The organism is Bowmanella yangjiangensis (assembly GCF_018531185.1).
Lineage (GTDB): Bacteria > Pseudomonadota > Gammaproteobacteria > Enterobacterales > Alteromonadaceae > Bowmanella > Bowmanella yangjiangensis.
In genome coordinates, this window is sequence record NZ_JAHDJU010000001.1 from 224,519 (window position 1) to 247,580 (window position 23,062).

Annotated in this window: 19 protein-coding genes and 1 pseudogene; 10 read left to right on the forward strand and 10 right to left on the reverse strand. The window is 49.0% G+C overall.

Annotated elements, in window-relative coordinates; all coding sequences use genetic code 11:
* Nucleotides 1-158: 158 nt before the first annotated feature.
* Both KJY73_RS01045 and luxS read left to right on the forward strand, forming a co-directional pair.
* Nucleotides 159-2,444 (forward strand): serine/threonine-protein kinase, encoded by a 2,286-nt coding sequence (locus tag KJY73_RS01045; RefSeq protein ID WP_214339408.1) that lies wholly within the window; start codon nt 159-161, stop codon nt 2,442-2,444.
* A gap of 111 nt (nt 2,445-2,555) precedes the next feature.
* Complete coding sequence (gene luxS, locus KJY73_RS01050) at nt 2,556-3,065, forward strand: S-ribosylhomocysteine lyase (protein ID WP_206592120.1); 510 nt, start codon at nt 2,556-2,558, stop codon at nt 3,063-3,065.
* 64 nt (nt 3,066-3,129) lie between these two features.
* Here luxS and KJY73_RS01055 read toward each other — a convergent pair whose 3' ends face one another.
* A complete protein-coding gene (locus tag KJY73_RS01055) occupies nt 3,130-3,921 on the reverse strand; it encodes an alpha/beta fold hydrolase (protein ID WP_214339409.1) in 792 nt (263 codons plus the stop codon).
* 318 nt (nt 3,922-4,239) lie between these two features.
* Here KJY73_RS01055 and KJY73_RS01060 point away from each other — a divergent pair.
* Nucleotides 4,240-4,443: pseudogene (locus KJY73_RS01060) on the forward strand (GFA family protein); the annotation flags it as partial.
* A gap of 24 nt (nt 4,444-4,467) precedes the next feature.
* Nucleotides 4,468-5,274 (forward strand): penicillin-binding transpeptidase domain-containing protein, encoded by an 807-nt coding sequence (locus tag KJY73_RS01065; RefSeq protein WP_214339413.1) that lies wholly within the window; start codon nt 4,468-4,470, stop codon nt 5,272-5,274.
* A 39-nt stretch (nt 5,275-5,313) separates the two neighbouring features.
* On the opposite strand, the gene KJY73_RS01070 is transcribed toward KJY73_RS01065, so the two are convergent.
* The 4 genes from KJY73_RS01070 to KJY73_RS01085 form a co-directional block, all read right to left on the reverse strand.
* The gene (locus tag KJY73_RS01070) at nt 5,314-5,844 is read right to left on the reverse strand and encodes a hypothetical protein (protein ID WP_214339415.1); all 531 of its coding nucleotides are present in this window, start codon (nt 5,842-5,844) and stop codon (nt 5,314-5,316) included.
* 128 nt (nt 5,845-5,972) lie between these two features.
* Complete coding sequence (locus KJY73_RS01075; RefSeq protein ID WP_214339417.1) at nt 5,973-6,509, reverse strand: ECF-type sigma factor; 537 nt, start codon at nt 6,507-6,509, stop codon at nt 5,973-5,975.
* Nucleotides 6,510-6,668: 159 nt separating this feature from the next.
* Complete coding sequence (locus tag KJY73_RS01080; protein WP_214339419.1) at nt 6,669-7,037, reverse strand: VOC family protein; 369 nt, start codon at nt 7,035-7,037, stop codon at nt 6,669-6,671.
* 92 nt (nt 7,038-7,129) lie between these two features.
* Nucleotides 7,130-7,813, reverse strand: coding sequence for a helix-turn-helix transcriptional regulator (locus KJY73_RS01085; protein WP_214339421.1), 684 nt, complete (start codon nt 7,811-7,813; stop codon nt 7,130-7,132).
* A gap of 439 nt (nt 7,814-8,252) precedes the next feature.
* On the opposite strand from KJY73_RS01085, the gene KJY73_RS01090 reads away from it, so the two are divergent.
* Nucleotides 8,253-8,522, forward strand: coding sequence for a hypothetical protein (locus KJY73_RS01090; RefSeq protein ID WP_214339423.1), 270 nt, complete (start codon nt 8,253-8,255; stop codon nt 8,520-8,522).
* Nucleotides 8,523-8,572: 50 nt separating this feature from the next.
* Here KJY73_RS01090 and KJY73_RS01095 read toward each other — a convergent pair whose 3' ends face one another.
* Entirely contained in the window at nt 8,573-10,309 is a 1,737-nt protein-coding gene (locus tag KJY73_RS01095) for an FAD-binding protein (protein ID WP_214339425.1), read from the reverse strand.
* A gap of 150 nt (nt 10,310-10,459) precedes the next feature.
* Between KJY73_RS01095 and KJY73_RS01100 the strand changes: the two genes are divergently transcribed.
* Nucleotides 10,460-12,280, forward strand: coding sequence for a sensor domain-containing diguanylate cyclase (locus KJY73_RS01100; protein WP_214339427.1), 1,821 nt, complete (start codon nt 10,460-10,462; stop codon nt 12,278-12,280).
* Nucleotides 12,281-12,315: 35 nt separating this feature from the next.
* Here the strand turns inward: KJY73_RS01100 and KJY73_RS01105 are convergent, their stop codons facing one another.
* From KJY73_RS01105 to KJY73_RS01115, 3 genes are all read right to left on the reverse strand, one after another.
* Entirely contained in the window at nt 12,316-14,574 is a 2,259-nt protein-coding gene (locus KJY73_RS01105) for a S41 family peptidase (protein ID WP_214339429.1), read from the reverse strand.
* A 246-nt stretch (nt 14,575-14,820) separates the two neighbouring features.
* Nucleotides 14,821-15,606, reverse strand: a complete 786-nt coding sequence (locus KJY73_RS01110) for a DUF748 domain-containing protein (protein ID WP_214339431.1) — start codon at nt 15,604-15,606, stop codon at nt 14,821-14,823.
* 120 nt (nt 15,607-15,726) lie between these two features.
* Complete coding sequence (locus KJY73_RS01115) at nt 15,727-16,656, reverse strand: 1-aminocyclopropane-1-carboxylate deaminase/D-cysteine desulfhydrase (protein WP_332874146.1); 930 nt, start codon at nt 16,654-16,656, stop codon at nt 15,727-15,729.
* A gap of 30 nt (nt 16,657-16,686) precedes the next feature.
* On the opposite strand from KJY73_RS01115, the gene KJY73_RS01120 reads away from it, so the two are divergent.
* Nucleotides 16,687-17,079 carry an MAPEG family protein gene (locus KJY73_RS01120; protein WP_214339433.1) on the forward strand — a complete coding sequence of 131 codons (393 nt, stop codon included), beginning with the start codon at nt 16,687-16,689 and terminating at the stop codon, nt 17,077-17,079.
* Here KJY73_RS01120 and aceK read toward each other — a convergent pair.
* Nucleotides 17,076-18,815 (reverse strand): bifunctional isocitrate dehydrogenase kinase/phosphatase, encoded by a 1,740-nt coding sequence (aceK, locus tag KJY73_RS01125; RefSeq protein WP_214339435.1) that lies wholly within the window; start codon nt 18,813-18,815, stop codon nt 17,076-17,078. The two genes, KJY73_RS01120 and aceK, sit on opposite strands and share 4 nt — an antisense overlap.
* 60 nt (nt 18,816-18,875) lie before the next feature.
* On the opposite strand from aceK, the gene KJY73_RS01130 reads away from it, so the two are divergent.
* The 3 genes from KJY73_RS01130 (at nt 18,876) to thrB (ending at nt 23,060) form a co-directional block, all read left to right on the forward strand.
* Nucleotides 18,876-19,268, forward strand: a complete 393-nt coding sequence (locus tag KJY73_RS01130; RefSeq protein ID WP_206592134.1) for a response regulator — start codon at nt 18,876-18,878, stop codon at nt 19,266-19,268.
* A 376-nt stretch (nt 19,269-19,644) separates the two neighbouring features.
* Nucleotides 19,645-22,104 (forward strand): bifunctional aspartate kinase/homoserine dehydrogenase I, encoded by a 2,460-nt coding sequence (thrA, locus tag KJY73_RS01135; protein WP_214339437.1) that lies wholly within the window; start codon nt 19,645-19,647, stop codon nt 22,102-22,104.
* A complete protein-coding gene (gene thrB, locus KJY73_RS01140; protein ID WP_214339439.1) occupies nt 22,104-23,060 on the forward strand; it encodes a homoserine kinase in 957 nt (318 codons plus the stop codon). Before thrA ends, thrB begins: the two co-directional genes overlap by 1 nt.
* The last annotated feature ends 2 nt before the right edge of the window (nt 23,061-23,062 follow it).

The following is a 23,062-nucleotide window of genomic DNA, read 5'->3' on the forward strand; positions in this document are numbered from 1 at the left end:
CAACTCCATGAATTTTTTTCCAAAGCCTTAAATCGTGGTAAAGGGAAAAAAGCGGACATTGTTGAATGGTGATTGGTCAGAGGGGCGGGAAACGCTTGTCAATTGCGCAGAACTTGCTCCACAATGCATGCACAAAAAAACAACAATGGAATGTGTTTGTGCAAGTCGCTCAGTTGATGGACGTGTTTGAAAAACTTTTAGATATGCCTTCTGCTGAGCGCGAGCAGTGGCTGTCACAGCAACAGGATTTAAGCCCGGACATTATCGCTCGAGTGCGACGAATGTTGGCGGCGGAAGACCGGCATCCTGAGCATTTACCTGCCTCATTACCTTATAGTGTTCTGGGAGTCTGGCGTCTTGAGTCCTTACTTGGGGATGGCGGCAGCGGCCAGGTGTTTCTGGTTAAACGGGATGATGAGGTTCATCAGGAACCTGCCGCACTGAAATTAGTCAAGCTTGATCAGCAGGGTCTGGAACAGGACTTTGCGTTGGAACGGCGACGCCTGGCTAAACTCAACCATACCAATATTGCCCGCCTTATTGATGGCGGCAAAGCGCCAGACGGCAGCCTGTATATGGTGGTTGAGTACCTGCAAGGTACAGATCCCATTGCCTACATTAATTCCCATAAACTCTCTTTGCGTGCACGTATGCTGTTGTTTTTGCAACTTTGCGACGCAGTGGCGTATCTGCACGGCTTTGGCCTCATCCACCGGGATATCAAGCCGCAAAATGTGGTGGTATCCAACAGCGGGCATTTAAAGCTGATTGACTTTGGTATCAGTGCCGAGCTGGGTCAGCATACTGGTAAAGAGGGCGGCACACCCGCCTATGCCGCACCTGAAGTTTGGCAGGGGGGGGCACCTTGTGCCGATCAGGATGTATATAGTCTGGGATTGATGCTGTTCAGCATGCTCAGCGGAAAGTGTCTGGGTCAGCAGCAATCAAATCTCGGCTTATTGGTGCAAACTTTGTTTGATAAAGCCAGATTAAGCCCGGCAGACTTGTCGGCCTTGCCTGGTGAGCTTAGCGCTATAGTGCAAAAGGCTTGCAGCCAGACACCGGGACAACGTTATCAGTCGGTACATGCCCTCAGAGCCGACGTGGCGGCAGTGCTGGATGGGCGCCCGGTCAGCGGATTTGGTGGCTGGGGCTATAGGTTTCGCTGTTTTGTCAGACGCAACCCCTTTTCCAGCGGTCTGGCGTTATTGGCTATGGTGTTTTTAGGCAATGGTTTGTATCAGGGGTACCAAGCGGCGCTTGAGCGCGACAGATTGCGTGTTGAGGAGCAAAAGCAGGCTGGCGTAATGGAGTTTCTGCTTAGTCTGTTCGCCAGTCGCCCTGACACTAAGCTTACTCCCCAGGAAGTGCTGCTGGCTCATGAGGAAAGATTACTGACCAGCCTCAAGCAACAACCGGATGTCGCCGCGCCAATGGTGTTGCAGGTAGGAGAAATATATAACCTGGTCAAAGATATCAACGGGGCGCAGCGCATGTATCAGGCGCTGTTGGATAACCCGCAGGTTTCAGCAGATATTCAGGCCACTGCGGCCTTTGGTTTGGCCACCTTATGGCAGTTATCAGGCAAGCTGCCGGAAGCTGCTGTGTTGCTAGGGCAGGCTCAGCGCTTTTGGTCAAAGGACAAGCGCTATCAGATTGAATTGATACGCAGCCGCGACCTTGAGGCTAGGTTACTGCGTTTAGGTGATGAGCCTAAGCAAGCCATCACCTTACTTGAAGATACGCTGCTTGAGCTTCGCCAATCCTGGCCCAACCCCAGTCGCACTAGGATGCTGTTGCAAGCCTCTCTGGGGCAAGCGCATAGGCAGTTAGATCAGTTGCCTCAGGCGCAACAAGCTTTTACCGATGCAGTGAATACCGCAGAGGCCATTGGGTTGGGTGCAAGTTTGGATGTGCTTAACTGCCGGGAAGCTTTGGCCGAGATCAGTTTACGGCAAGGGGATATTCAGCGTGCTGCCAGCGAAATTGGCGAAATTGCCCAATTGAAACTGACATTGGTCGGCGAGGGCGCGGCCACCGCCGCCAGCTTTGCCAATCATGCGACTTTGCTGGCTAAGTTGGGCCAGTTGGACGAAGCAGAACAAGGTATGCAGCGTGCGCTGGTGATGGCACAAAAAAGTGAAGGTGAGGATGGCATGTTGAGTCTGTCCAGCGAGATGGGATTAATGGATATCAGGCTGAAACAAGGCAAAGACCAAACGGAGGGTTTTTCTGCACTGAGCAGCAGACTGGAAACCATGCAGCTACACCCTCTACTGAAGTTTAAGCTACATGCGTTGACCATACGCTTTCTGGCAGACCAGGATAAAGAAGCGGCCAGGCAACGGCTGGCTGAGTTTGAACAAGATCTTGATGCCATGGGGGACGCTGGTGCCATGTATCGGCGCTTCTTTTTAGAAGCACAAAGTTTGTTGTCTGATTAGCCAAAACTTGGCTGCAATGTAAGTCTTCAGGCAGGACAGAGTTTATGCAAAATCGGTGGCATGCTATGCTTGCGCCTAACCTAATCCAGACAATTTTCAGGCGAGAGTATCATGCCGTTATTAGATAGTTTTACCGTTGACCATACCCGTATGCATGCTCCGGCAGTGCGCGTAGCCAAAACCATGAGCACCCCAAAAGGCGACACCATCACGGTATTCGACCTGCGCTTTTGTATTCCCAATCAGAATATTCTAAGCGAGAAGGGCATTCACACTCTGGAGCATCTGTTCGCCGGTTTTATGCGTGACCACTTAAATGGTAACGGCGTGGAAATTATTGATATTTCGCCTATGGGCTGTCGTACCGGCTTTTATATGAGCCTGATTGGCGAACCGTCTGAGCAGCGCGTAGCAGATGCCTGGCTGGCGGCCATGCAAGATGTGTTAGAGGTAGCTAACCAGTCTGAAATACCTGAACTAAACGAATACCAGTGCGGTACTTATGAGATGCATTCCTTACTGGAAGCGCAGGATATTGCCCGTGATGTAATTGGCGCAGGGGTGCAGGTTAATAAGAATGATGACCTGAAACTTAGTGATGAGATTCTGGGTAAACTGTAACTGGTTTAGATATGATAAAACCCGGCCAAGGCCGGGTTTTTTATTGGCAAATTCGCCTCTGTTGCTAAGCGTCCTGACGGATAGCTTGCACAATTTTCTCTGCCAGAGCCTTTGGCATACTCAGCATAGGTAAGTGACCGCTGGCTAAGGTAAATTGCTGATCAGGCTGAATAGACGCAGCGATTTTTTGCTGGCTGGCAAGGGAGATGATTTGATCCTGCTCAGCAAAGATATAGCTGGTACGAATCGCCTCCAGCTTACTGACTGAAAGATTGACCTGACCGTCGCCGGTGGCCGCCGGTTCATCCACTGCTAAGTTGATAACTTGCGGATAATAGGCCGGGATTGCGGTGAATGTTTCAGCAAATGCCTGCGGGTTGGTGATCCTCATCCAGCCATCCTGATAGGTTATGCCGCTAAAATAGTGCTTTTCATCCGCTTCACTTAGCAAAGCAAATGGCTTGGCACCCTCTATGGGCGCGACCGCCGAGACATACACTATATCCGTGATGCTAACCGCAGGGCATTGGCTAAGGGTCTGATGCGCTATGGCGCCACCTTGACTATGCACCACCAAGGCAATCGGGCCTGAAATCGCGGTCAGGCTTTGGCAAAGCGCGGCTGCTGAACTTTCCAATGTGGCACTTGCCGGGGCTGGGTCACTGCCTCTTCCTGGCAGATCAACAGCCTTGCTGGCTAAGCCGTGTTTTTCTAACTCTTTTTGCAGTGGTTGCCAGGCGGCGGCATTAAAATGGGCGCCGTGCACTAAGACTATAGTTGCGGCTGGATCAATTGATGGCGGGGCTGAGCAGCCCAGTAATGCCATAGGCAACAGCGCGGCTAGATATTTTCTCATGTTTACTCCTTATATGAGAATGCTTCCTAACCGCCGATTGTACCTGCATATCAGTATAAAAAACTAAAATTAACAAACGCTTACAAAGGTACTCTGCGACTAAGTATCGGATTGATTTATGTAAAGTCTGAATTTTGGTATTGGGTCCTAGTTTACATGCTATAGGTTTATGCTTGCCTTCCAGTTGTGAGAAAGGATTCTCGCCCCGTTAATATTTGCTTACCTAATTGGTCCTGCCAGTAATGAATGTTTCATGTGAAGTCATAAGGCTTTAGGTAAGATAAACCGCGACAATTAAAGGATAAAAAGGTAGAGGGAATGTACCAGGGGAGTTGCTTATGTGGCGCCGTGCGAGTCATTGTTGAGGGAGAAGTCAGCAGCATTATTCACTGTTATTGTTCTTTGTGTCGCAAGTCCAGTGGTACGGCATATGCTACTAATGGTTTTGTGCGAGCTGAGAAATTCAGCATTGTTAGTGGCAAGGATATGCTGGGCTTTTACGAAACCAAACCCGGTCGCAGTTGAACATCGAAATCGAGAATTCTTATGTTAAAACGCATACTGGCAACCGGCTTACTCAGCCTTTCATTGTTGCAAACAACCATGGCGCAGCAAGTTAAACCTTGTGAAGAAGGTGAAGCCTGCACTCTGGCGCTATACAGCGAAGTCAGTGAAAAATGGCAATTTATTAACCCATCCAGAGCACATCAGGACTTTGCGCCTTATTCTACCTTTAAGATCCCCAACACTTTGATTTTGCTTGAAACAGGTCAGATCAATAGCGCTGACAGTTACAGTATCGATTTACATCGTTACCCTCAGCAAAGCTGGTGGTTCTCTTCCTGGCGTGAGCCTGCGCATAAGTTGAAATCGGCTTTTGATCACTCGGTATTGCCTTTGTATCAGCAATGGTCTGCAGATTTAGGTAAAACGGCGTATGAGAAATATGTGGCGGAATTTGGTTATGGTAATAAGGATGTATCTGGCCCGATTGACCGTTTTTGGTTGGGGGATAGTCTGCAAATTAGTGCGGTAAATCAGGTTGAGTTTTTGCGTAAATATAAACATCGTCAGTTGGGACTTAAGGACGCGACCTATGAGGAATTTGCCCCAGTATTTTTGCAGCGCAGTGGCCAGAATGTCAGGCTCTATGCCAAAACGGGCGGTGGTATGTTGCCAGAAGGCGGCGCTAGAGGCTGGTATGTGGGGATAGTGGAAGATGCCGCTGGCAGCCATTATTTTGCATTTAATATGGATGCAGAGAACTTTAGCCAGTTGGCTAAAATCAGGGTCGAAAAAGCCCTGGCTAGCTTACGGACCTTCAATGTTTCAGTTCCGGTAATGAAAGACTAGATGCAGCCCCGGCAAATACCGGGGCGATTTATCAAACCACTATTGTTCAGATCGGCGGCCTCGCGCCTGTTCTTCGGCATCTAATTTGATGTAGAGGCTGTCCAATTTGGACTGTAAGGCCGCTTCACGTTTAAGATCCGCTTCATTCAAGTCGTCTTTTTCTGAAAGCAGATTTAACTGGTCTTCCAATTCAGCGATCTGTTTTTCAATGTGCTCAAGCTTATCTTGATTGTCGTTTTCCGCTGTACTTTCTACACAAGTTCTCAGCTTTTGTGCCGGGATACCGCTTAACTTGCCTACGCCGACATACAGGCATTGATTTAGTGCCTCTTCGGACGCATCCGGTGTATCCAGACATTTATCCAGTGTCTGAACAAAGTGGTCCTTTAAACGCTCGGCTCGCTGGTTTGTGCATTGCGCCAATTGAGTAAAAGTTCCGTCGTCTTGGAACTGGTTGATAATTTCTTGCATCAGTTCCTGTTTGTAAGCACTGACATCCGACGTCATGTTTTCGGCAACACTGAAAAACGGCAAGGCTGAAAGCAACAGCCCCGTCAGCAAACACTTCATATTATTATCCTTCGCTAGGTGAGTGGAGCCGACGAGTTGCCCGAACAGTAGGGAATGGCTGGTCAGCGTGCAGGGATACTGGCACGAAAACCGGGGCAAATCTGTAACCCTTTGTTAGCAAATTTTTATCAAATGGGGCTGAGCTCGCTGGTCAGCCAACTGCGTGCTTTTTGCCAGTCACGTCTGACGGTACGTTCGTTTATACCTAGTAGCTCTGCTGTTTCTTTTTCGGTTAATCCAGCGAAGAACAGACATTCAACGACGTTGGCTAATCTGGGCTGTTCTTGTTCCAGTGTGGCAAGCGCATCTTCAATGTCCAGCAACCAAGAGCCTGGCTCATTCACGCCATCCAGAATATTCAGCCATTCATCCAGTTCTGGGGCGCTGCGCTTATCTGTGTTCTGGGCGCGAATATAGTCGATAAGTGCGTAGCGCATTGCTTTACTGGCTGTGCGCAGAAAGTGCTGTGGATCAGACCAGCTGTGCATGTCTTTCAGGCGTAGAAAGGATTCATGCACTAATACCGTGGTACATAAGGTGCCGCTTCGCAGCCCAATCATCCAGCGCTGCGTGCTGGCTACTTTTTTTAGTTGCTGATAGAAGCTGTCGATGAGTAGGGCGAGTCCCCTTTGATCGGTTTGGCAGTTGAGGTTAGTGCTGCTCATTCAGTACCTGGCAATTCCGTTTAGCTGTGCATTGGCGACAAAGTATTCCACGCTTCATCCTTGTGAGGAAATTTTATCCACAAATTTACACGAATGGTAGATGAAACATGCAGCATTACTGACAAGCTGGCTCGCTTGTCAGTGACCTGTGCAGATACTTTATCTTGACGGTGCATATACCCGCAGGCGATGACCATCAGGATCCAGAGCCGTAAAGGTGTACCCGAAGTCCATGTACTCCGGAGTCTGCGCAATGGTGATGTCTTGACTGCGGAATTGCTGGTGCCACTGTTCTACCTGGGCTTTGTCGGCAACCGGAATGGCAATTTCCATTGCACCAGCGCTGGCGGATACGGCTGGCTTAACCGCATCGCGGGCCCATACCCCAAAGCGTAGCCCTCCGGCTAAAACGAACATGGCAAAGTCATTACTTTGTTCAATGGGGCTGACGTCAAACAGGGTGCCGTAAAACGCACTGCTGAATTCCGCATCGCGGACATACAAAATAATCAAATTCGGATGTGACATAACAATATTCCTTGTGAATGTTGGCCGGGCTGTTTCCGGTCTACACAGTCTAAGGAATGCTACTGTCAGTTTATGTCAGTAGTGTGCGCAGGTTATTCTTTGCTCCCTTCTACCTTGCGCCACTGTTTGAGCAGTTGCTGGCGGCGCTGAGGGTAACGCTGGTTGCTTGGGACCAGGGATAAGATCCTGTCGGCGCGAAAATGGCGAAAGGCCTGACGCTTCTCACACCAAGCCACTACTATTCGGACCTGTTCAAAATAGCCTAAGGCGAATGGCCATATAGTGCGGGTTGATGCTTGGCCCTTGAGGTCCAGATACCGGATTTCAGCTTTATGTTCAGTGCGAATCAGGGTGCGTAACTGCGCGGCATCTACCTGCTCGTCAAGATGCGCGGCAGGGCCTACCAGCAAGGTATGGGAGTCCAGTGTTTCTCTCAGCTCTTGTGGTAGCACGGCAGTAATCTTATCTAAGGCACTGCGGGCGTTCATGCCCAATGTCTGGTCGGTGCGTGCTGCCACCCAACTAATTCCCAGTACAATAGCTTCGAGTTCCTCTTCACTGAACATCAGTGGTGGTAGCATAAAGCCTGGACGTAACACATAGCCCACGCCTGCTTCCCCAACAATTTCTGCCCCTTGTGATTGCAAACTGGCGATATCGCGATAGAGCGTACGAAGACTAATATCCAAACGCTCCGCTAGCTGAGTTCCGGATACTGGATAACGATGACTGCGAAGTAACTGAAGTAAACTCAACAGGCGTTCGGTACGACTCATTGGCAGTCCTTTGATGGGGTATATCTGGTGTGGGACGATATCTGATCAAATTGATGATAACCAAAAAACAAGACTTGGGGCTGATAAATTTCTGGCTGGTTCTGTCTGCCATTTGCCAGGACAAATTTGCAGTTAGCCCAGGTTGTTTAAACCGTCAAGTTTCCATACATAAACTTATTTAATGCCCTCAGTTAATTTTCTTATCTATATGTTTTTTATGGGTAATTTTGGGGTGGTGTGAACTTTGCTAGTAGTCAAATTAAAATAGCATAAAGGTATCTGGTGCCAGAGCTTATTGTTGCACAAACACAAGGATGCCGTGGATGTTGGTCGCTTCAATAGTGTTGTTTGGTGACATAGACGCCGAAACTGACCGTCACTCACATTGACTCTCAGCTATTTTCATCAACACTTAAAGGTACTTAGCAAAGGATTGCGTATGGAAAAGCAAGCCAGCAAATTATTGGCACAGCAATTAGTGCATCAACCAGCATTTTCCCTGGTTGCCTTACAGGTTGTGGCAGAGGTTGAAAAGGAACTGGGCAGACAAGCTTCGCTTGGTGAAATTCGCGACGTGTTGACTCACCGTAACAAGCTACGGCATCTCGCAGAAACATCACATAACCCCGAACTTCTCTCTGCGCTTGCAGACCCCTCAGACAAACTGGATAAGGTGTTGGCTACCTGCGCCAAACTGCTAACAGAGTAAATCTTCGCCGCCTGTTGGATGTGGGCGGCGAAGGCTGGCTGCGTTAACTGTTAACTGATACCTAGTTGTTTACGCCAGTAATGGCTGACAAAGCGTTGGCGTGGATCCATTTGTGCTCGCATAGTTAAAAATGCATCCCACTTTGGATATTGACTACGAAAGTAGTCCACCCAGCCCTTGGGGTCTGCTTGAGTCACATCAGGCAGCATCTTGCCCCAGTGCAATCGGTAGGGAATGCCTTTGTCGCGGAACAACTGCCAGAATTGTGGATAGAATTCCCTTTGCGGATCTTCGGCAAAATCCACAAACCATAAAGGCTCAAAGCGAAAGGCACCCTCGGCCCATTCGTCTTTACCGTCGCTATATCCCATTCCCATCCAGGCCTGACAGGCTTTAGCCATATATACCTCAATGGTGAATAAACCCGTTCGCTTGAGCTTTTCATGGTCGTTACTGGCCTCATCAAAGTAATCCCGTAATATTTGCACTACCTGATTCGCGCGGCCAATGGGGAACCAAAGCTCAGAAAATTCGATGTCTAACAGCTCATCGGAGGCTTGGTTGTCCATAGGTAAACCCCAGGGTGCATGATGTTGAAACACCTGTGGAGTGCCTTTATCCATGCCTTGTTTGCTGCTATCCAGGGACTGGAAAACGTTCAGAATGGTTTGCATTACCTCTGGCAGATTCGCCTTTATCTCTGGGGCTTTTTGCTGGATCAAGGCGATTGCCTTGTCAAATTCCTCGGCCAACAGTTGGTTGACGAAATCCTTGACTACAGGCCCGAGTATTCCAAACTGGCTGAAATCGATAAGGTTGTCAGCAACTTCCTGCAGACTCAATCCGGCTTGACGTACTTTTTCCGGTATCAGTTCCGGTGTATCAAGATTACCCAACACAGCATAAATAATGCTTATTACCGGCTCTGCGGCCGCTGGATAATTGGTAAACTCCTGATAGGGTCTAGGGGTAAAGCCCGTTACGCAAGGTATGCGCTGTGCCTGCCAGGGCAGGATGCGTTCAGCACCGGGCTGCGGCCACCAATTCACCCGGCCGTAATCCACATCGCGCATAAAGTCTTCCAGCGATGGTTTGTCTTTTGACTCACCAAAAAAGTCGAACTGACATTCCTGGTAGGTAACAGTGGCCTCCTGGCCAGCAATATTGAAGGCGGGCTCACAGAGTAAGTCTACCGATACCACTATGCCGAATAGCCCCATGGATACCATTGCCGCGTAAAAACCATCGGTATCCTCATCATCGCGACAAAATTCAACCAGTTGTCCCAAACCGTCCACCAGGCGGATGGCCTGGATATTGTCCTGAAAGGAATACTTTAATGAGCCGCCAGCAGAGCCCGTCGACATAAAGCCGCCCAAGGTTTGATGAATGATGCCACCCAGTTCGCTAAGGGTTAGCCCATGCTGCCAAAGCTGATAAAGCAGGCTGTTTTCAAGTGTAGAGGTGCCACTGATATCACTGGGGTCATAGCCCAGATGCACTCCTGCCTGGGCTCGTACCAGCCCCCGTGTCTTGTCCAGCACCTTCACTTCCATCATTTGGTCAAGCAGTAAGTTGATTTGAGAACTGTCTGCGGGGGGCGTTTCTTGGTTGGTGACATTGGGACCACTAGTAACCGGGTCGGTGTAAATCGCCCAACTTTGGCTATGGGCAGCACCGCAGGTGCGGATTTGTTTGTTCTCCCTGTTGGCCATCTGCACCAACAGCATGACTTCTTGCTCGTTGCTGGGGTGGTAAAAACCCCACTCATCAGGTGTTAAGCTCATAATTATCCTTTTTTATTTTCCCTGGAATGGTCATAATGTCAGGGTTGCCGACTATGATCTAGATAAGTTATTGATCATAGAGAATAAACATAACTACAAAGGCACGGCGATAAGCCTTATGTGTGTCGCAACTGCCAAAGGATTTGCTGCATGGACAAACTTGCCCGTCGTTTATTGGGCTGGTGCATTCTGCTGATAAGCGCTGGTGTTTACGGGGCATCTCCGCTACCCGAAAGGCTGGATATTTCGCAGATTAGCAATACCGATGGCGCTTATCAGATCCTCCATGACCTATCTGCCAGCATAACTATTGAAACCTTGCTTAGCCATCCAGACCAGTCCCTATGGCAGGACATGCAGGGCGATGTATCCAGAGGGGTATTGACTCATCCAGTCTGGATGCGTTTCAGGCTCAGCAATTCCGATCCTAATCAGACCCGCTATATTCTCGAACACACAGATCCTGGCCCATATCGTATCGATTTGTACATCGTGGATAGCCAGGGTGTTCTGGTATCCGAGCAGCATTATCATAGAGAAAGTCCATACTGGGAGCGGCCTTTTCCTAATCCTGGTCCGGTATTCTCAGTCGAAGTTGATACCGGCCAAGAGTATGTGATGTACGCCAGAATTCAGGCGACCTTTGGAGGTTTGTTCAGTCAGTTTGCGGTTTGGACGCCCAATGATTTCGTGCGCCATGAAACCCGTGAAACTTTGCTTTACGGGGGAGCTTACACAGCCTTTATCTTGTTCTCTTTTCTGTCATTGCTGGTGTTTCTGGCGATTCGCGAACGTACTTTTTTAAGCTATTCGGCGCTGACATTCACTTCCTGTATGTTGCTAATGAACCTGGATGCGCATTGGGCGGTATTGTTTCAATCTGGTGGGGCACCGGTTGGCAATGCCACTTTCTGGGGGGGCATCTATTATTTCGCCGCACTGACCTTCGCCCGCGACTATCTTAAATTGGATCAAGTGCTGCCCTTAGTTGGCAAAATCTACCTTAGCCTGATGGCCTTTGGCCCGGTGATTATTGTGCTGGGCATATTGGGATACGCGGAAGCGGCTGGCGTCTTTATGATGCTTACCGGTCCCATTTTGTTAACCATTCCCTTCCTGGCACTGTATCTGTGTGTGGTTAAAAAACGCCAGGTAAAGTTGTTTACCCTGGCCTGGTTTATTTATGGTACCGCGGTGCTCATTCAGTTTGGATTGCGTCAGGTTGGGCTTATTGAGCATCAGCCTTTGACAATTTACACCGGAGTATTAGGTGGTGTTATTGAGATGTGTCTGCTCGCCGTGAGTATGGGCTTTAAGATACTGGATATTAAGCAGCAACGTGACAAAGCTCGTGAAGCCTATGTTACCCAGTTGGAGAGCTTTTCAGAGCAGTTGGAGCGTCAGGTAAAAGAGAAAACCTGGGAGTTGGAAGTTGCTCGCGCACAGGCAGAAAAAGAAGCCCGAACTGACAGCCTGACTCGCCTTTACAACCGCCGTGCTTTTGAAGAACTGGCCGGAAACAAATTCAGCAGTGTGACAAGACACCGTAAAATGCTGGCAACCATCCTGGTGGATATCGACAAGTTTAAACAAGTGAACGATAAGCTCGGCCATAAAGGTGGCGATTTGGTGCTGAAGGCAGTGGCTGAGGCTTTACAATCACTGGTCAGAGAGAGTGATGTGCTGGCCCGCATCGGTGGCGAGGAATTTGCCATTTTGGCCGAAACAGATGATCTGAATGGCGCTTTTCAATTTTGTGAAAGGCTCAGACGCGCCGTTGCAGAGCTTGAGATTGAGGTAGATAAGGAAAAGCTTAAAACAAGTATCAGTCTGGGCTGTTATTGCTGCTATGCGCCCCAGGATATCAGCCTGATGCTAAACAAGGCGGACACCGCCATGTACAGATCCAAACAGTTAGGCCGCAACAAAACGACCTTATGGCAGCCTGAAAAGAGACAGTCGGGGATATAAGGGATAATTGATGATTATCCCTTCATAACCACAAATCAATTTTGTACTTGGCTTGGTACTAACTCAACAAACTTGTCTGACTTGGCTATTTCAATAGCTGCCTCTAAAACATTATCGCGGCTTGCTCGAATTGCTTCGAGGCTCGGTTTCACTTCAATGTCGGGTATGATGCCTATGCGGTTGGTCTGGTTACCTTTGGGGGTAAGAATTCCAATTCCAGATAGATTCGAGCCATAACCGCCAGGTAGCGTAAACATGGATATATTTCCGTCTGCCCCAGCCGTCTGGCTACCTACCACAATAGCTTGTGGTGCCCGGCGTAACATCATTAAGCAATATTCAGACTGACTTTGTGAGTACTCGTCGGCCAGCAGAACTATTCTGCCCTTGAAGTAATCTGTATTGGTTTTACCAATCTTGCTTGGGGGCTTTAAAGTAAACTGACCTGGATAAAAGGTTTCCGGTATTTCAACTTGCGCAAAGGTTGTAGGGCCAGGAAGCAGATGCTTGGCCAAGGTCCAGGCTGTGCCCTTAGGATAGGCTCTTATGTCAAATATCAGGGCATTGGCATCTTTAAATGAAGCCATCATCTCATCGACCTCTGACCTAGTCAGTCGCCCTATATCAATGTAACCAATACCTGGCTCTAACCAACGATAACTAGGAAGCTGATTGGCTTCCTTTCGTTTAAAAGTATCATCTTGGCTATGTATGGCGGAGGTAGTGATCAACTGACCATTGTCCAGTTCAATACGTAGTTCTGGAGTAGGGCTCTTGAGTAAGTGTTTAGCCAGTTCACGGTATTTGGTTACGTGATTGGATGCTGGCAGCATCGACCATAAGTCTTGTTCCCTGTCCACGACAGACTGGCCGTTTATCTTAGTGATAACTTGACCAACTTGCAGAGGCCCTGGATAGCCAGGTAAAAGCTTGGTGACCACCCATTTTTGCTCAACATGTCTTATTTCTACAGCAACCCTGTATTGGCCGAATAACTGAAGGTTTATTTTCTGGACATTGCTTCCCCAAAGCTTGCTATGGCTGTCGTCAATTTTACTTAGCAATTTGAGTAAATGTTGCTGATAACGCTCTGATGAGTCAGCTGTCGCAAAAGCATTGATGAACAGATTTAGCTGTTTATCCCAAGCTTCATCTGGTAAGTGCTTGTAAGGCGAAAAGTACTCAACTATGTTCCATGCGCGAAATAAACTTAACAGTTGCATACCACTATCATGCGGGAGAATCTGCATATAGGGTCGTTCATTAAGTATTTGTACATTATTAGTGGCTTCATAGTCGAAATAGTAATGTTCTTTTGCTTTGGGGCTGTCGACCAAATGTAAGAGTTTTTGGGATAACTTGTCCCCTAGGTAATCAGATTCTGTTATCCAGCTTAAATCTACACTGCGGCTGGTTTTTTCTGGTCGACTCTGACAGTCAAGCGAGCAGAAAACTGGTTTGCCAAAGCCATCCAGCCAATGGTCTAAAACCTGATTAACTTCGCTTGCTGTGCTGGCACTTAATACCGCGGGCATTACCCTAAATAACTCCGCGTCCATGTTATGCAGACCTTGCGCCACTGCAGGATGGAAATATTTAACCAATCCCCATACCCGGCCGAGTTTGATAAGGCTGTTATGTTGTAATTCAGATATCTGCGAGAGCTGAATACCTGAACCTTGCTCAAATTCATTGTCTTTATCGGCAGGATAAAGCTTGGGCACCAAGGGGGAGGCCTGCGTGTGCTCTTGTCTGTCTACAAATACCTGTAAGTCATCCACAAAAAGGGTGCCTTTCCCTTCAAGTTGAGCCCCTAAGGTGATCTTGTGTACGCCCTTATCCAGTGGGATAGAAATCTGATAACGTTGCCAGTCTGAATTCCCGCTGATAGGGAGGAATCTTTCGTTCCAAGTGCTATTAGTTAACACTCTACCTGTGCCATCTTGGGTCATGGCGTACAGGCGTCCTTTTCCTTCTATATTGTCGGCTTTGACCATGCCGATCACTGTTAGGTATTCTCCTGCAAAACTGTTGTTAAGGGTTTGCAATAAAATGATCTTCTGGTCATTCTCGCCTCGCAAAATGGCTGAGTATTGGCCTTTTTCTGTGGAGATTTTGTCGGTCGCCCTGGCTGGTATGGAGGAGGTGTTAATCCTTAGTTGCCAGTGGCTAAGTTGCGCATCTTGTTGGGTCTCAAAATCCAGGTTTTGAAAGTGAGCGGGAAGCGGAGTCTGGGCTTGGGTCGTCAAACAGTATGCTAGAGCGAGTGCGGCAATCAGATGTACATTTTTCATTGGCTATCCTTACAACTTGAAAAATGACGCTTTTATACCACTAAAATTAACATATAAAAAACAATTAGTTAAAGAGGGTTGAAGTGGTAAATGGGGTGTCGGTGGTGGCGATATTTAACTATCGAATTGGGGCTGGGTAAACGCTGAAAGTGATATTCCCTTGGTTAGGTCAACAGAGGCGAATGGCGGCTTGTTGTAAGAGCTAAATGGTACCCGGCGTGCAAGAGCACGCCGGGACAATGGCGTTTATTTATTGCCTAACAGCCCTTTTAGCTTGTCTTTGGCCTTTTCTTCGAGCTTCTGTTTTTCCTCGTCGATTTTCTCTTTTGCAGCGGCCTTGGCTTTATCTTCGAAAATATCTTTGACCCGCTGTTTAGCTTGCTTGATAAGGTTATCCAGCATGCTATCCATGATGGCTGTTCCAACCTGATCGGCTGGCAGGCCGTTAGGTACACCTACAGGTGAAGACTGGAAGGTCGGCAGGGTCAAATCATACTGTTTTTGATCCAACTTCAGCTCACCGGTATCCATGGCTTCGAAATTAATACGTAGTTTGGCATCCTTAATGGTGACTTTTTGTACCGAAACCAGTGGGCTTGGGCCGGTACTTTCTGCTGTTGGCTGGCCGTCGCCTTTAGGCAGCATGGCCTGCAGGTTGTCTTTTAGTACCACCAGGTTGGCTTTGCCACTGGCATCCACTTCATATAACACAGTCGGCGCATCAATCAGTACTTCTTCGACTATGTAAGGCTCTTTGGTCGAGGTACCGAGATCGAGTTTTACTTCACCCAGGCTGAAAGCCTGGTCATCAGAGTAGCCTTTGGGGTTATGTACATTAAATCCGCCAATGCTCATACGTGCTTCAGCAAAGGACAGTTCTACCTTGTTGACCTGAACCTGGGTTTGCAATGCTTTGCTGCCCTGGGTTTCCATTTGACTGCGGATCAGTTCATCTACGCCGGAAACCAGATAGAAAACGACACCAATAAAGGCCGCTACCAAGACCAGCAATATGACCAGAATTTTCTTCATCATTTATCCCTTAAAAATTAGTCTACCCAATTTCGCCCTAACTGAGGCGTACCCTTGTAATCCTACTGAATAGCCTGGCTAAGCGCCAGTTTCTGGGCACTTTGGTGCGATGGCCTGTCGTTATTGGCGGGCACCTTGCAAGCCGCCGGTATGAATGAGCAGAACACGGCTGCCTTGAGGGAAGTAGCCTTCGGCCAGTTTCTGTTTAAGGGCCCAGCAAGCCTTGCCGCTGTATACCGGCTCAATACCGATGCCGGTGTGGGACCTGAAGGTTTGGCAAAATGTATGGAGCTCGGCTGTGCTTTTGGCATAGCCGCCAAAATGAAAACGATGCTCGATATGCCAGTTTGTAGGGGCTGATTGGGGTAGTAGGTTAGTGACAAGTTCTTCGAGATAACCTTCACCCTTCAGTGCCGCAATACCCAGTAGCTGTGTATTATCCTGGTGTTGAATCTGCCTGGCTTGAATAAGTCCAGCTAAAGTACCGCCACTGCCCACCGGCACTATGATATGACTAAATTTTTGTTCTTGTTCCTGCAGGATTTCCGCGACCCCCGGCAGAGCCTGAGCCTGACTGCCACCTTCCGGTACAATCATGGCGTTGGGATGGGCGGCCTGCCAGGCTCCGATAAAGTCACTTTGGCTGCGCTGTTGATAGGTGGCTTTGTCCAGATAGATAATCTGCGCCTGCCACTGATACAGATCCCGCAGCATAGGTGTGGGATTCTGGCTGTAGTCTCCTCGCACTAGTGCCATTAACTGTATGCCCAGTTGCTGACAGCAATACCCAAGGGCATGCAGATGATTCGAGTGGCCACCGCCGAAGCTGATAATTTCGGCGACGCCCTTTTGTCTGGCTTCCAGTAGCGCGTATTTAAGCTTTCGCCACTTATTGCCGGAGATAATGGGGTGAATCAAATCATCTCGTTTAATAAACAGCTCAACCTGCTCACTCCCCGGCCAATCCACACAAAGTGGCTGCACAGGTGAGGGGGTGTTGATGTTCAGTGATGCAGAAATTTCTTCTGCACAGAAGGATGAATCTGGCACTATGGTTGAAACTTGGATAAGGAACTCACAATGTACACGGTTTTGCTCTGTTTGTTGATTGCCAGTCTGCTGCCTTTGCTGGCCAAAGCCCCTCTTGCCATTGCTCAGGCCAAAGCGGGCGGCTATGACAACCGTCACCCGCGTAATCAGCAGTCTGCATTAACAGGTTTTGGGGCGCGGGCCAAAGCGGCCCATGAAAATGCCTTCGAGGCGCTGATCATGTTTACGCCAGGGGCATTGGCTGTGCTGATCACCGGGCAGACAGACAGCTATGCGCAATATTTAGCGATGACCTTTATTGCCGCGAGATTGTGCTACAACCTGTTTTACTTATTGGATTGGCATTTGGCGCGCAGCTCAGTATGGACTGTTGGTGTGGGTTGTTCTGTGGCCCTCACCTGGCATGCACTGCAAGCTGTTTAGTCCGGCGGGTAGCGACGACGGAACTGCTTGGCAGCCGGGTAAGGTAATACATCTTTAATTAAACCACCGGCCATTTCTTGCTGAATTTTTTGCCACCAAATGGGATCCATCAATTCCGGATGTTTAGCCTTCAGCAGTTCCTTCAGGTGACGTTTACCAACGATAAAATGCTCAAACTGCTCGGGAAATACATCGTCGGGAGCCACCGATAGTGTATCCAGGGCATAAGGGTCATCTGAGCGGGGCAAGGTGCGAAAATTGCGCTGGTTCATGTAGCAGACTTCGTCATAGTCGTAGAAAATTACCCGGCCATGGAGGGTAATACCGAAGTTTTTATGTAGCATGTCGCCAGGAAAAATATTGGCCGCAGCGATTTGTTTGATGCAAAGACCCAGGTCTTCTATGGCGGCGGCGACTTTGTCTGGATCGGTTTCTTGATCAAGATATAGGTTCAGCGGCGTCATTTTGCGTTCGATATACAAGTGCTTGATGATCACTTCCTGCTCGGTCATTTCCAGACTACTGGCGGCAACTTCCTGCAGTTCTTCTAGCAAGGTATCGCTGATTCTGTGCCTTGGCAGGCGAAAGTTCATATATTCATGAGTATCTGCCATGCGGCCAACCCGGTCGCTCATCTTAACCAGTCGGTAGCAGTCTTTCACATGTTCGCGGGTGATCTTCTTACTTTCGGCGAATTCGTCCTTAATGACTTTAAATACCACGCCATATGAGGGCAGATGAAATACTGCCATGACCAAGCCTTTAATGCCGGGCGCGGCTTCAAATTGATCGTCGCTGTGCTGCAGATGTTGCAGGAAGTTGCGGTAAAACACCGTCTTACCGTGTTTGTAGTAACCCAGGGCAATATACAGCTCAAAGTGCTTCTTGTTGGGTAAAAGTTCCTGCAAAAATGCCACCACTTCGGCCGGATGCTGCGTGTCGACCATAAAATAGGAGCGAGCAAAACCAAACAATACGCTAAGGTCGTGACGGTCGGTCAGCAACGTGTCTACACATAAGCCGCCTTTAGGGTCGTGCATCAGAGCAATGACAAAGGGAATGGGCTTATCGGCGGTACACATTCGGCCCATCAGATAGGCCGCCTTATTCCTGTAGAAAACGCTTTGTAGTATTTCTACTTTGTGAATGGTTGCCAGTTCCTGTTTGGAAAAACTGTCGCGTAAATAGCGTTCAAGATTTTGCAGGTCACGCTCTACGTTGGTGTAAGGCAGGCGGAAGGAATAGCTGGATAAAATAGCCTCTAATGTGGAACGTATTGTGCCACGGGCATCAAAGCTGTTTACCACGTTGGTGCGCATTTGCCCTGGCAAGTAGCAACGGCTGGGCAACACAAACATCATTTCATCATCGATTTTCTGGTGGCGGAAGAGTCTGCCTATGACCGAGTTGAAGAAGGTTTCGGCTAATTCGAATTGCCCATGATGATCAAGTTGTTTAAGGTAATGCTGCTTAAGTTCTCGCCAGAATTGCAAGTCTTGCTTGTGCGGATGGCAGCTCTGGTAGATCTCGGCAACTGCCTCGGAAAGGCTTTGGTCATAGATGGCGATTCGCTCGCGTGCGGCACTTTGTACGGCGCGCCAATCTGCTTGCTCGAATCTTTCGCGAGCGGCATTGGTAATGCGGCTGTACCAGCGAAAGCTTTTTTCAAAGCCCTTGAGAATTTGATAAGCAATACGGGCAGGGGAAGGGGAAGACAAAGGCGTTTCCTCACTCATAATGGACGCGCTCTTATGACGCGATAGTTCTGCAACAATAACGAGAATAACGGAACAACAATGGGATTTCCTGTATTGATTTGTGATGACTCCATGTTAGCGCGTAAGTCGGCGCAACGAGCATTACCTGACGATTGGGATGTGGAAGTGAGTTTTGCCGGAAATGGTAAAGAAGCTTTAGCCATGCTGCGTCGCCACCATTTTGGATTATTGCTGTTGGACCTCACTATGCCCGAGATGGATGGTATTGAGGTACTTGAACAGATTAAGGTCGAGGGTATTGAAGTATTTGTGGTGGTGATATCCGGTGATGTCCAACCGCAAATGCAGCAAAGGGTGATGGCATTAGGGGCGTTGGATTTTATTGCTAAGCCGGTGAATGGCAGCAGATTACTGACTACCTTGCAGGGATTTGGTTTGTACCGACCGGAGCGACACACAGCGCATGGCTGAGCCCAAATGCCTATCGGCATAGGCATAAGATCAAATTAATATAAGTGACTGGTACTGTTTGGACCAATTGGAAGGAATTACGTCTTGACATATAGACGTCTATACGGCAAATTGACCCGCATGAAATTTATTCGTCGCACCACCACCACCATGATGATTACCACCACAAGACTGGTGGTCGCTGGCTAGTGCGCAAAAAAAAAACAACAAGCCCGCGACCCTCACAGGAAGCGGGTTTTTTTTTGAATTTTTCACAGGGTATTTGCCCTTTGGGAAAATCGTTACGCCGAGGTAAGGCCCGGCGACGGCCGCTCTTGTAGCGGACGAAAGAATACCCGTTCGTCAATGGCCGGGGTACAACATCTAGGAGCAGCAAATGAAGGTAATGAAATTCGGGGGATCGTCGCTCGCAGACGCAGAGCGTTATCTGATGGTCAAAGACATCGTGCTGCCAACCCACCAGGACACAGGTGCAGCAGTTGTTCTGTCTGCGCCTAAAGGCGTGACCAATGCCTTATCGTCGCTGGTTGATATGGCGGTGGCTGGACAGGATTATCAAGAACTGTTTGGCAAGCTGACCGATACCCTGACAGGCATTGTGCGCGATCTTACCCAACAGGTGGACAATTTCGACGGTGCCAGCCTACTTACCTACATTGATGAACTGCTTAGCGAATTGCATCGCAATCTGGATGGCATCAAACTCATTCATTGCAGCCCGGATGCGGTTACCGCAAAAATACTCAGCCTGGGTGAATATGTCAGCGTCAACATCTTCAGCAAGCTGGTAGGTGCGCTGGGCTATGACAATCAAATCATCGACCCTGTCCAGTATGTTCTGGCAGAAGGTGACTATCTGGATAGTATTGCCGACGTGGCCGAAAGTCGCAGTCGCTTTGGTGATATTCCCAAAGACGGTTCTGTGCTGCTGATTATGCCCGGTTTTGTGGCGGCTAATGATAAAGGTGAAAAGGTCACCTTGGGGCGTAACGGCTCAGACTACTCCGGCGCTATCCTGGCGGCTTGTATTGATGCCAAATGCTGTGAAATCTGGACTGACGTGGATGGTGTCTACAACGCTGACCCTAACCAGGTGGAAGGTGCGGTGTTACTGGATAAGCTGACTTATCAGGAAGCCATGGAGCTGTCCTACTTCGGTGCCAAAGTACTGCATCCAAAGACCATCGGCCCCATTGCGCAGTATCATATTCCCTGCCTGATTCGAAATACCCTGAATCCTGTCGCACCTGGTACTTTGATCAGTAATGAGCCAAGCACGGTCTGGACCAGTGTCAAAGGCATTTCGCATCTGTCTGATGTGACCATGTTCAATGTGGCAGGACCGGGTATGAAGGGCATGGTAGGCATGGCCAGCCGTGTGTTTGAAGTCATTTCCAACGCCAATATTTCTATTAGCCTGATTACCCAGTCCTCCAGCGAGTACAGCATCAGTTTTTGTATTCACAACAAGGATGCCGGTCGCGCCCTGGCGCTGTTGGAGGATGCTTTCCGTCTTGAATTGGAAAATCAGCTACTTGAGCCTATCGAGATGCGCCAGGATTTGGGCATAGTGACCCTGGTGGGTGACGGTATGCGCAAGGTTAAAGGCCTGGCCGCCAAGTTTTTCAGTTCTCTGGCACAGGCCAGGGTCAATATTGTCGCTATCGCGCAGGGCTCATCGGAGCGCTCTATCTCTGCCGTGATCGAGAGCCGCAAAGCCAAGGAGGCCGTGAAGGTCGTGCATCAGAATTTCTTCTCCAATCTTCATACTATTGACGCCTTCCTGGTAGGCTGCGGCACAGTAGGTGGAGAACTGCTTAGCCAAATCGCGCGCCAGCAAAAACAGTTGCTGGAACGTAATATCAGTTTAAAAGTGTATGGGGTGGCGAATAGCCGTTCCTTGTTACTCAAACCTGGTGGTATTGATCTGGAAAACGGCTGGCGAGATGCGCTGGGCCAGAGCCAGCAAGCTTTCTCCTTGGAAGCGCTGGAGAATTTTGTGCAGGACAACAGCCTGGTCAACCCTGTGGTGATTGATTGTACCACCAGTGAAGATGTGGCCAATCTGTACCTGGATATGCTGCAAGCAGGTTTTCATGTGGTTACACCTAACAAGAAGGCCAATACCAAAGACATGGCTTCTTATAACTTGCTGCGTGATACCGCCCAAAAGACCCGTCGCCAGTTTTTATATGAGACCACAGTGGGAGCTGGCTTACCGGTTATCGATAACCTGCAGAAACTGATTTATGCCGGGGACGAGTTGATTCGTTTTGAGGGCATTTTGTCCGGTTCTTTGTCCTTTATTTTCGGTAAGCTGGAAGAAGGGTTGAGCCTGTCTGAAGCGACGGTGATTGCCAGAGACAAAGGCTATACAGAACCCGATCCCCGCGATGATTTAAGCGGTATGGATGTGGCGCGTAAGCTGCTGATTATGGCGCGAGAAGCCGGGCTGGAGATGGAACTGGCTGATATCGAGATTGAGTCTATTTTGCCTGCTGATTTTGATGCCTCCGGCTCAGTGAGCGAATTTTTGCAAAAATTAACCGGTCTGGACGATCTTTATCGTCAGTTGCATGCCAGTGCTGAAGCCAAAGGTCAGGTTCTGCGCTATGTGGGCTGTATCGAAAAAGGACAGTGCAAAGTGGGAATTCAGGCGGTGGATGCGAAGCATCCGTTGTATGTGGTCAAAGATGGTGAAAATGCCTTGGCCATTCACAGCCATTACTATCAGCCCATTCCCTTTGTGATTCGAGGTTATGGTGCAGGTGCCGCGGTCACGGCCGCGGGTGTGTTTGCCGATGTACTGCGTACTATGCCGTGGAAGCAAGAATAATGAGTAGCGACATGGTAAGGGCCTATGCGCCCGCTTCTACCGGAAATGTAAGTCTTGGATTTGATTTACTGGGTGCGGCCCTGAAACCTATCGACGGCAGCCTGCTAGGGGATGAAGTTGAGGTCTATGCCAGCGAGCAGTTCAGTATCGAGGTTAAGGGTAGGTTTGCTCATAAGCTGCCCAGTGATCCGACCCAGAATATCCTGTTTCACTGCCATCAGCATTTTATCGCCAAGCTAGAGGCGCGCCAAAAGGAGCTTGTACCCTGTGCCATGGTGCTGTATAAAAATCTGCCCATCGGTAGCGGCCTTGGCTCGAGTGCCAGTTCAGTGGTAGCGGCGCTGCACGGATTAAACAGCTTCTACGGCGACCCGTTTAACGCTGATGAGATGTTACTGATGATGGGAGAGCTGGAAGGCCAGATCAGTGGTAGCGTGCATTACGACAATGTGGCTCCTTGTTATCTGGGCGGGTTGGTGCTCATGGCTGAGCAGGCTGAGCGCATCGCCATCCAGTTGCCGGTATTTGAAGAATGGTACTGGGTGGTGTGCTACTCCGGCATCAAAGTGTCAACCTCTGAAGCACGCAAGATCCTGCCGCAACAGGTAAGTCTTAAAAACACCCTCACCTTCGGCCGACAGCTGGGCGTCTTTGTGCACGCCTTGCATACCGGCGACCGCCAACTGGCGGCTAGTGTGATGCACGATGTAATAGCCGAACCTTACCGTAAAGCCCTGCTGCCCGGTTTTGATCAAGCCAGGCAATTCGCCGACGACAACCAGGCGTTAGCCTTTGGTATTTCGGGGTCTGGGCCAACGGTGTTCGCGGTATGCGACAATCTGGAATCGGCAAAACGTATTAACCAATGGCTGAGTGAACACTATATTCAGAACAACGACGGCTTCAGTCATATCTGTCAATTAGACCCACAAGGGTCAACAGCAACAAGGGTATAAGT

Coding starts and splice junctions, on each gene's coding strand:
- luxS (WP_206592120.1), top strand. CDS start 2,556: ATGCCGTTATTAGATAGTTTTACCGTTGACCATACCCGTATGCATGCT.
- KJY73_RS01055 (WP_214339409.1), bottom strand. CDS start 3,921: ATGAGAAAATATCTAGCCGCGCTGTTGCCTATGGCATTACTGGGCTGC.
- KJY73_RS01065 (WP_214339413.1), top strand. CDS start 4,468: ATGTTAAAACGCATACTGGCAACCGGCTTACTCAGCCTTTCATTGTTG.
- KJY73_RS01070 (WP_214339415.1), bottom strand. CDS start 5,844: ATGAAGTGTTTGCTGACGGGGCTGTTGCTTTCAGCCTTGCCGTTTTTC.
- KJY73_RS01075 (WP_214339417.1), bottom strand. CDS start 6,509: ATGAGCAGCACTAACCTCAACTGCCAAACCGATCAAAGGGGACTCGCC.
- KJY73_RS01080 (WP_214339419.1), bottom strand. CDS start 7,037: ATGTCACATCCGAATTTGATTATTTTGTATGTCCGCGATGCGGAATTC.
- KJY73_RS01085 (WP_214339421.1), bottom strand. CDS start 7,813: ATGAGTCGTACCGAACGCCTGTTGAGTTTACTTCAGTTACTTCGCAGT.
- KJY73_RS01090 (WP_214339423.1), top strand. CDS start 8,253: ATGGAAAAGCAAGCCAGCAAATTATTGGCACAGCAATTAGTGCATCAA.
- KJY73_RS01095 (WP_214339425.1), bottom strand. CDS start 10,309: ATGAGCTTAACACCTGATGAGTGGGGTTTTTACCACCCCAGCAACGAG.
- KJY73_RS01100 (WP_214339427.1), top strand. CDS start 10,460: ATGGACAAACTTGCCCGTCGTTTATTGGGCTGGTGCATTCTGCTGATA.
- KJY73_RS01105 (WP_214339429.1), bottom strand. CDS start 14,574: ATGAAAAATGTACATCTGATTGCCGCACTCGCTCTAGCATACTGTTTG.
- KJY73_RS01110 (WP_214339431.1), bottom strand. CDS start 15,606: ATGAAGAAAATTCTGGTCATATTGCTGGTCTTGGTAGCGGCCTTTATT.
- KJY73_RS01120 (WP_214339433.1), top strand. CDS start 16,687: ATGTACACGGTTTTGCTCTGTTTGTTGATTGCCAGTCTGCTGCCTTTG.
- aceK (WP_214339435.1), bottom strand. CDS start 18,815: ATGAGTGAGGAAACGCCTTTGTCTTCCCCTTCCCCTGCCCGTATTGCT.
- KJY73_RS01130 (WP_206592134.1), top strand. CDS start 18,876: ATGGGATTTCCTGTATTGATTTGTGATGACTCCATGTTAGCGCGTAAG.
- thrA (WP_214339437.1), top strand. CDS start 19,645: ATGAAGGTAATGAAATTCGGGGGATCGTCGCTCGCAGACGCAGAGCGT.
- thrB (WP_214339439.1), top strand. CDS start 22,104: ATGAGTAGCGACATGGTAAGGGCCTATGCGCCCGCTTCTACCGGAAAT.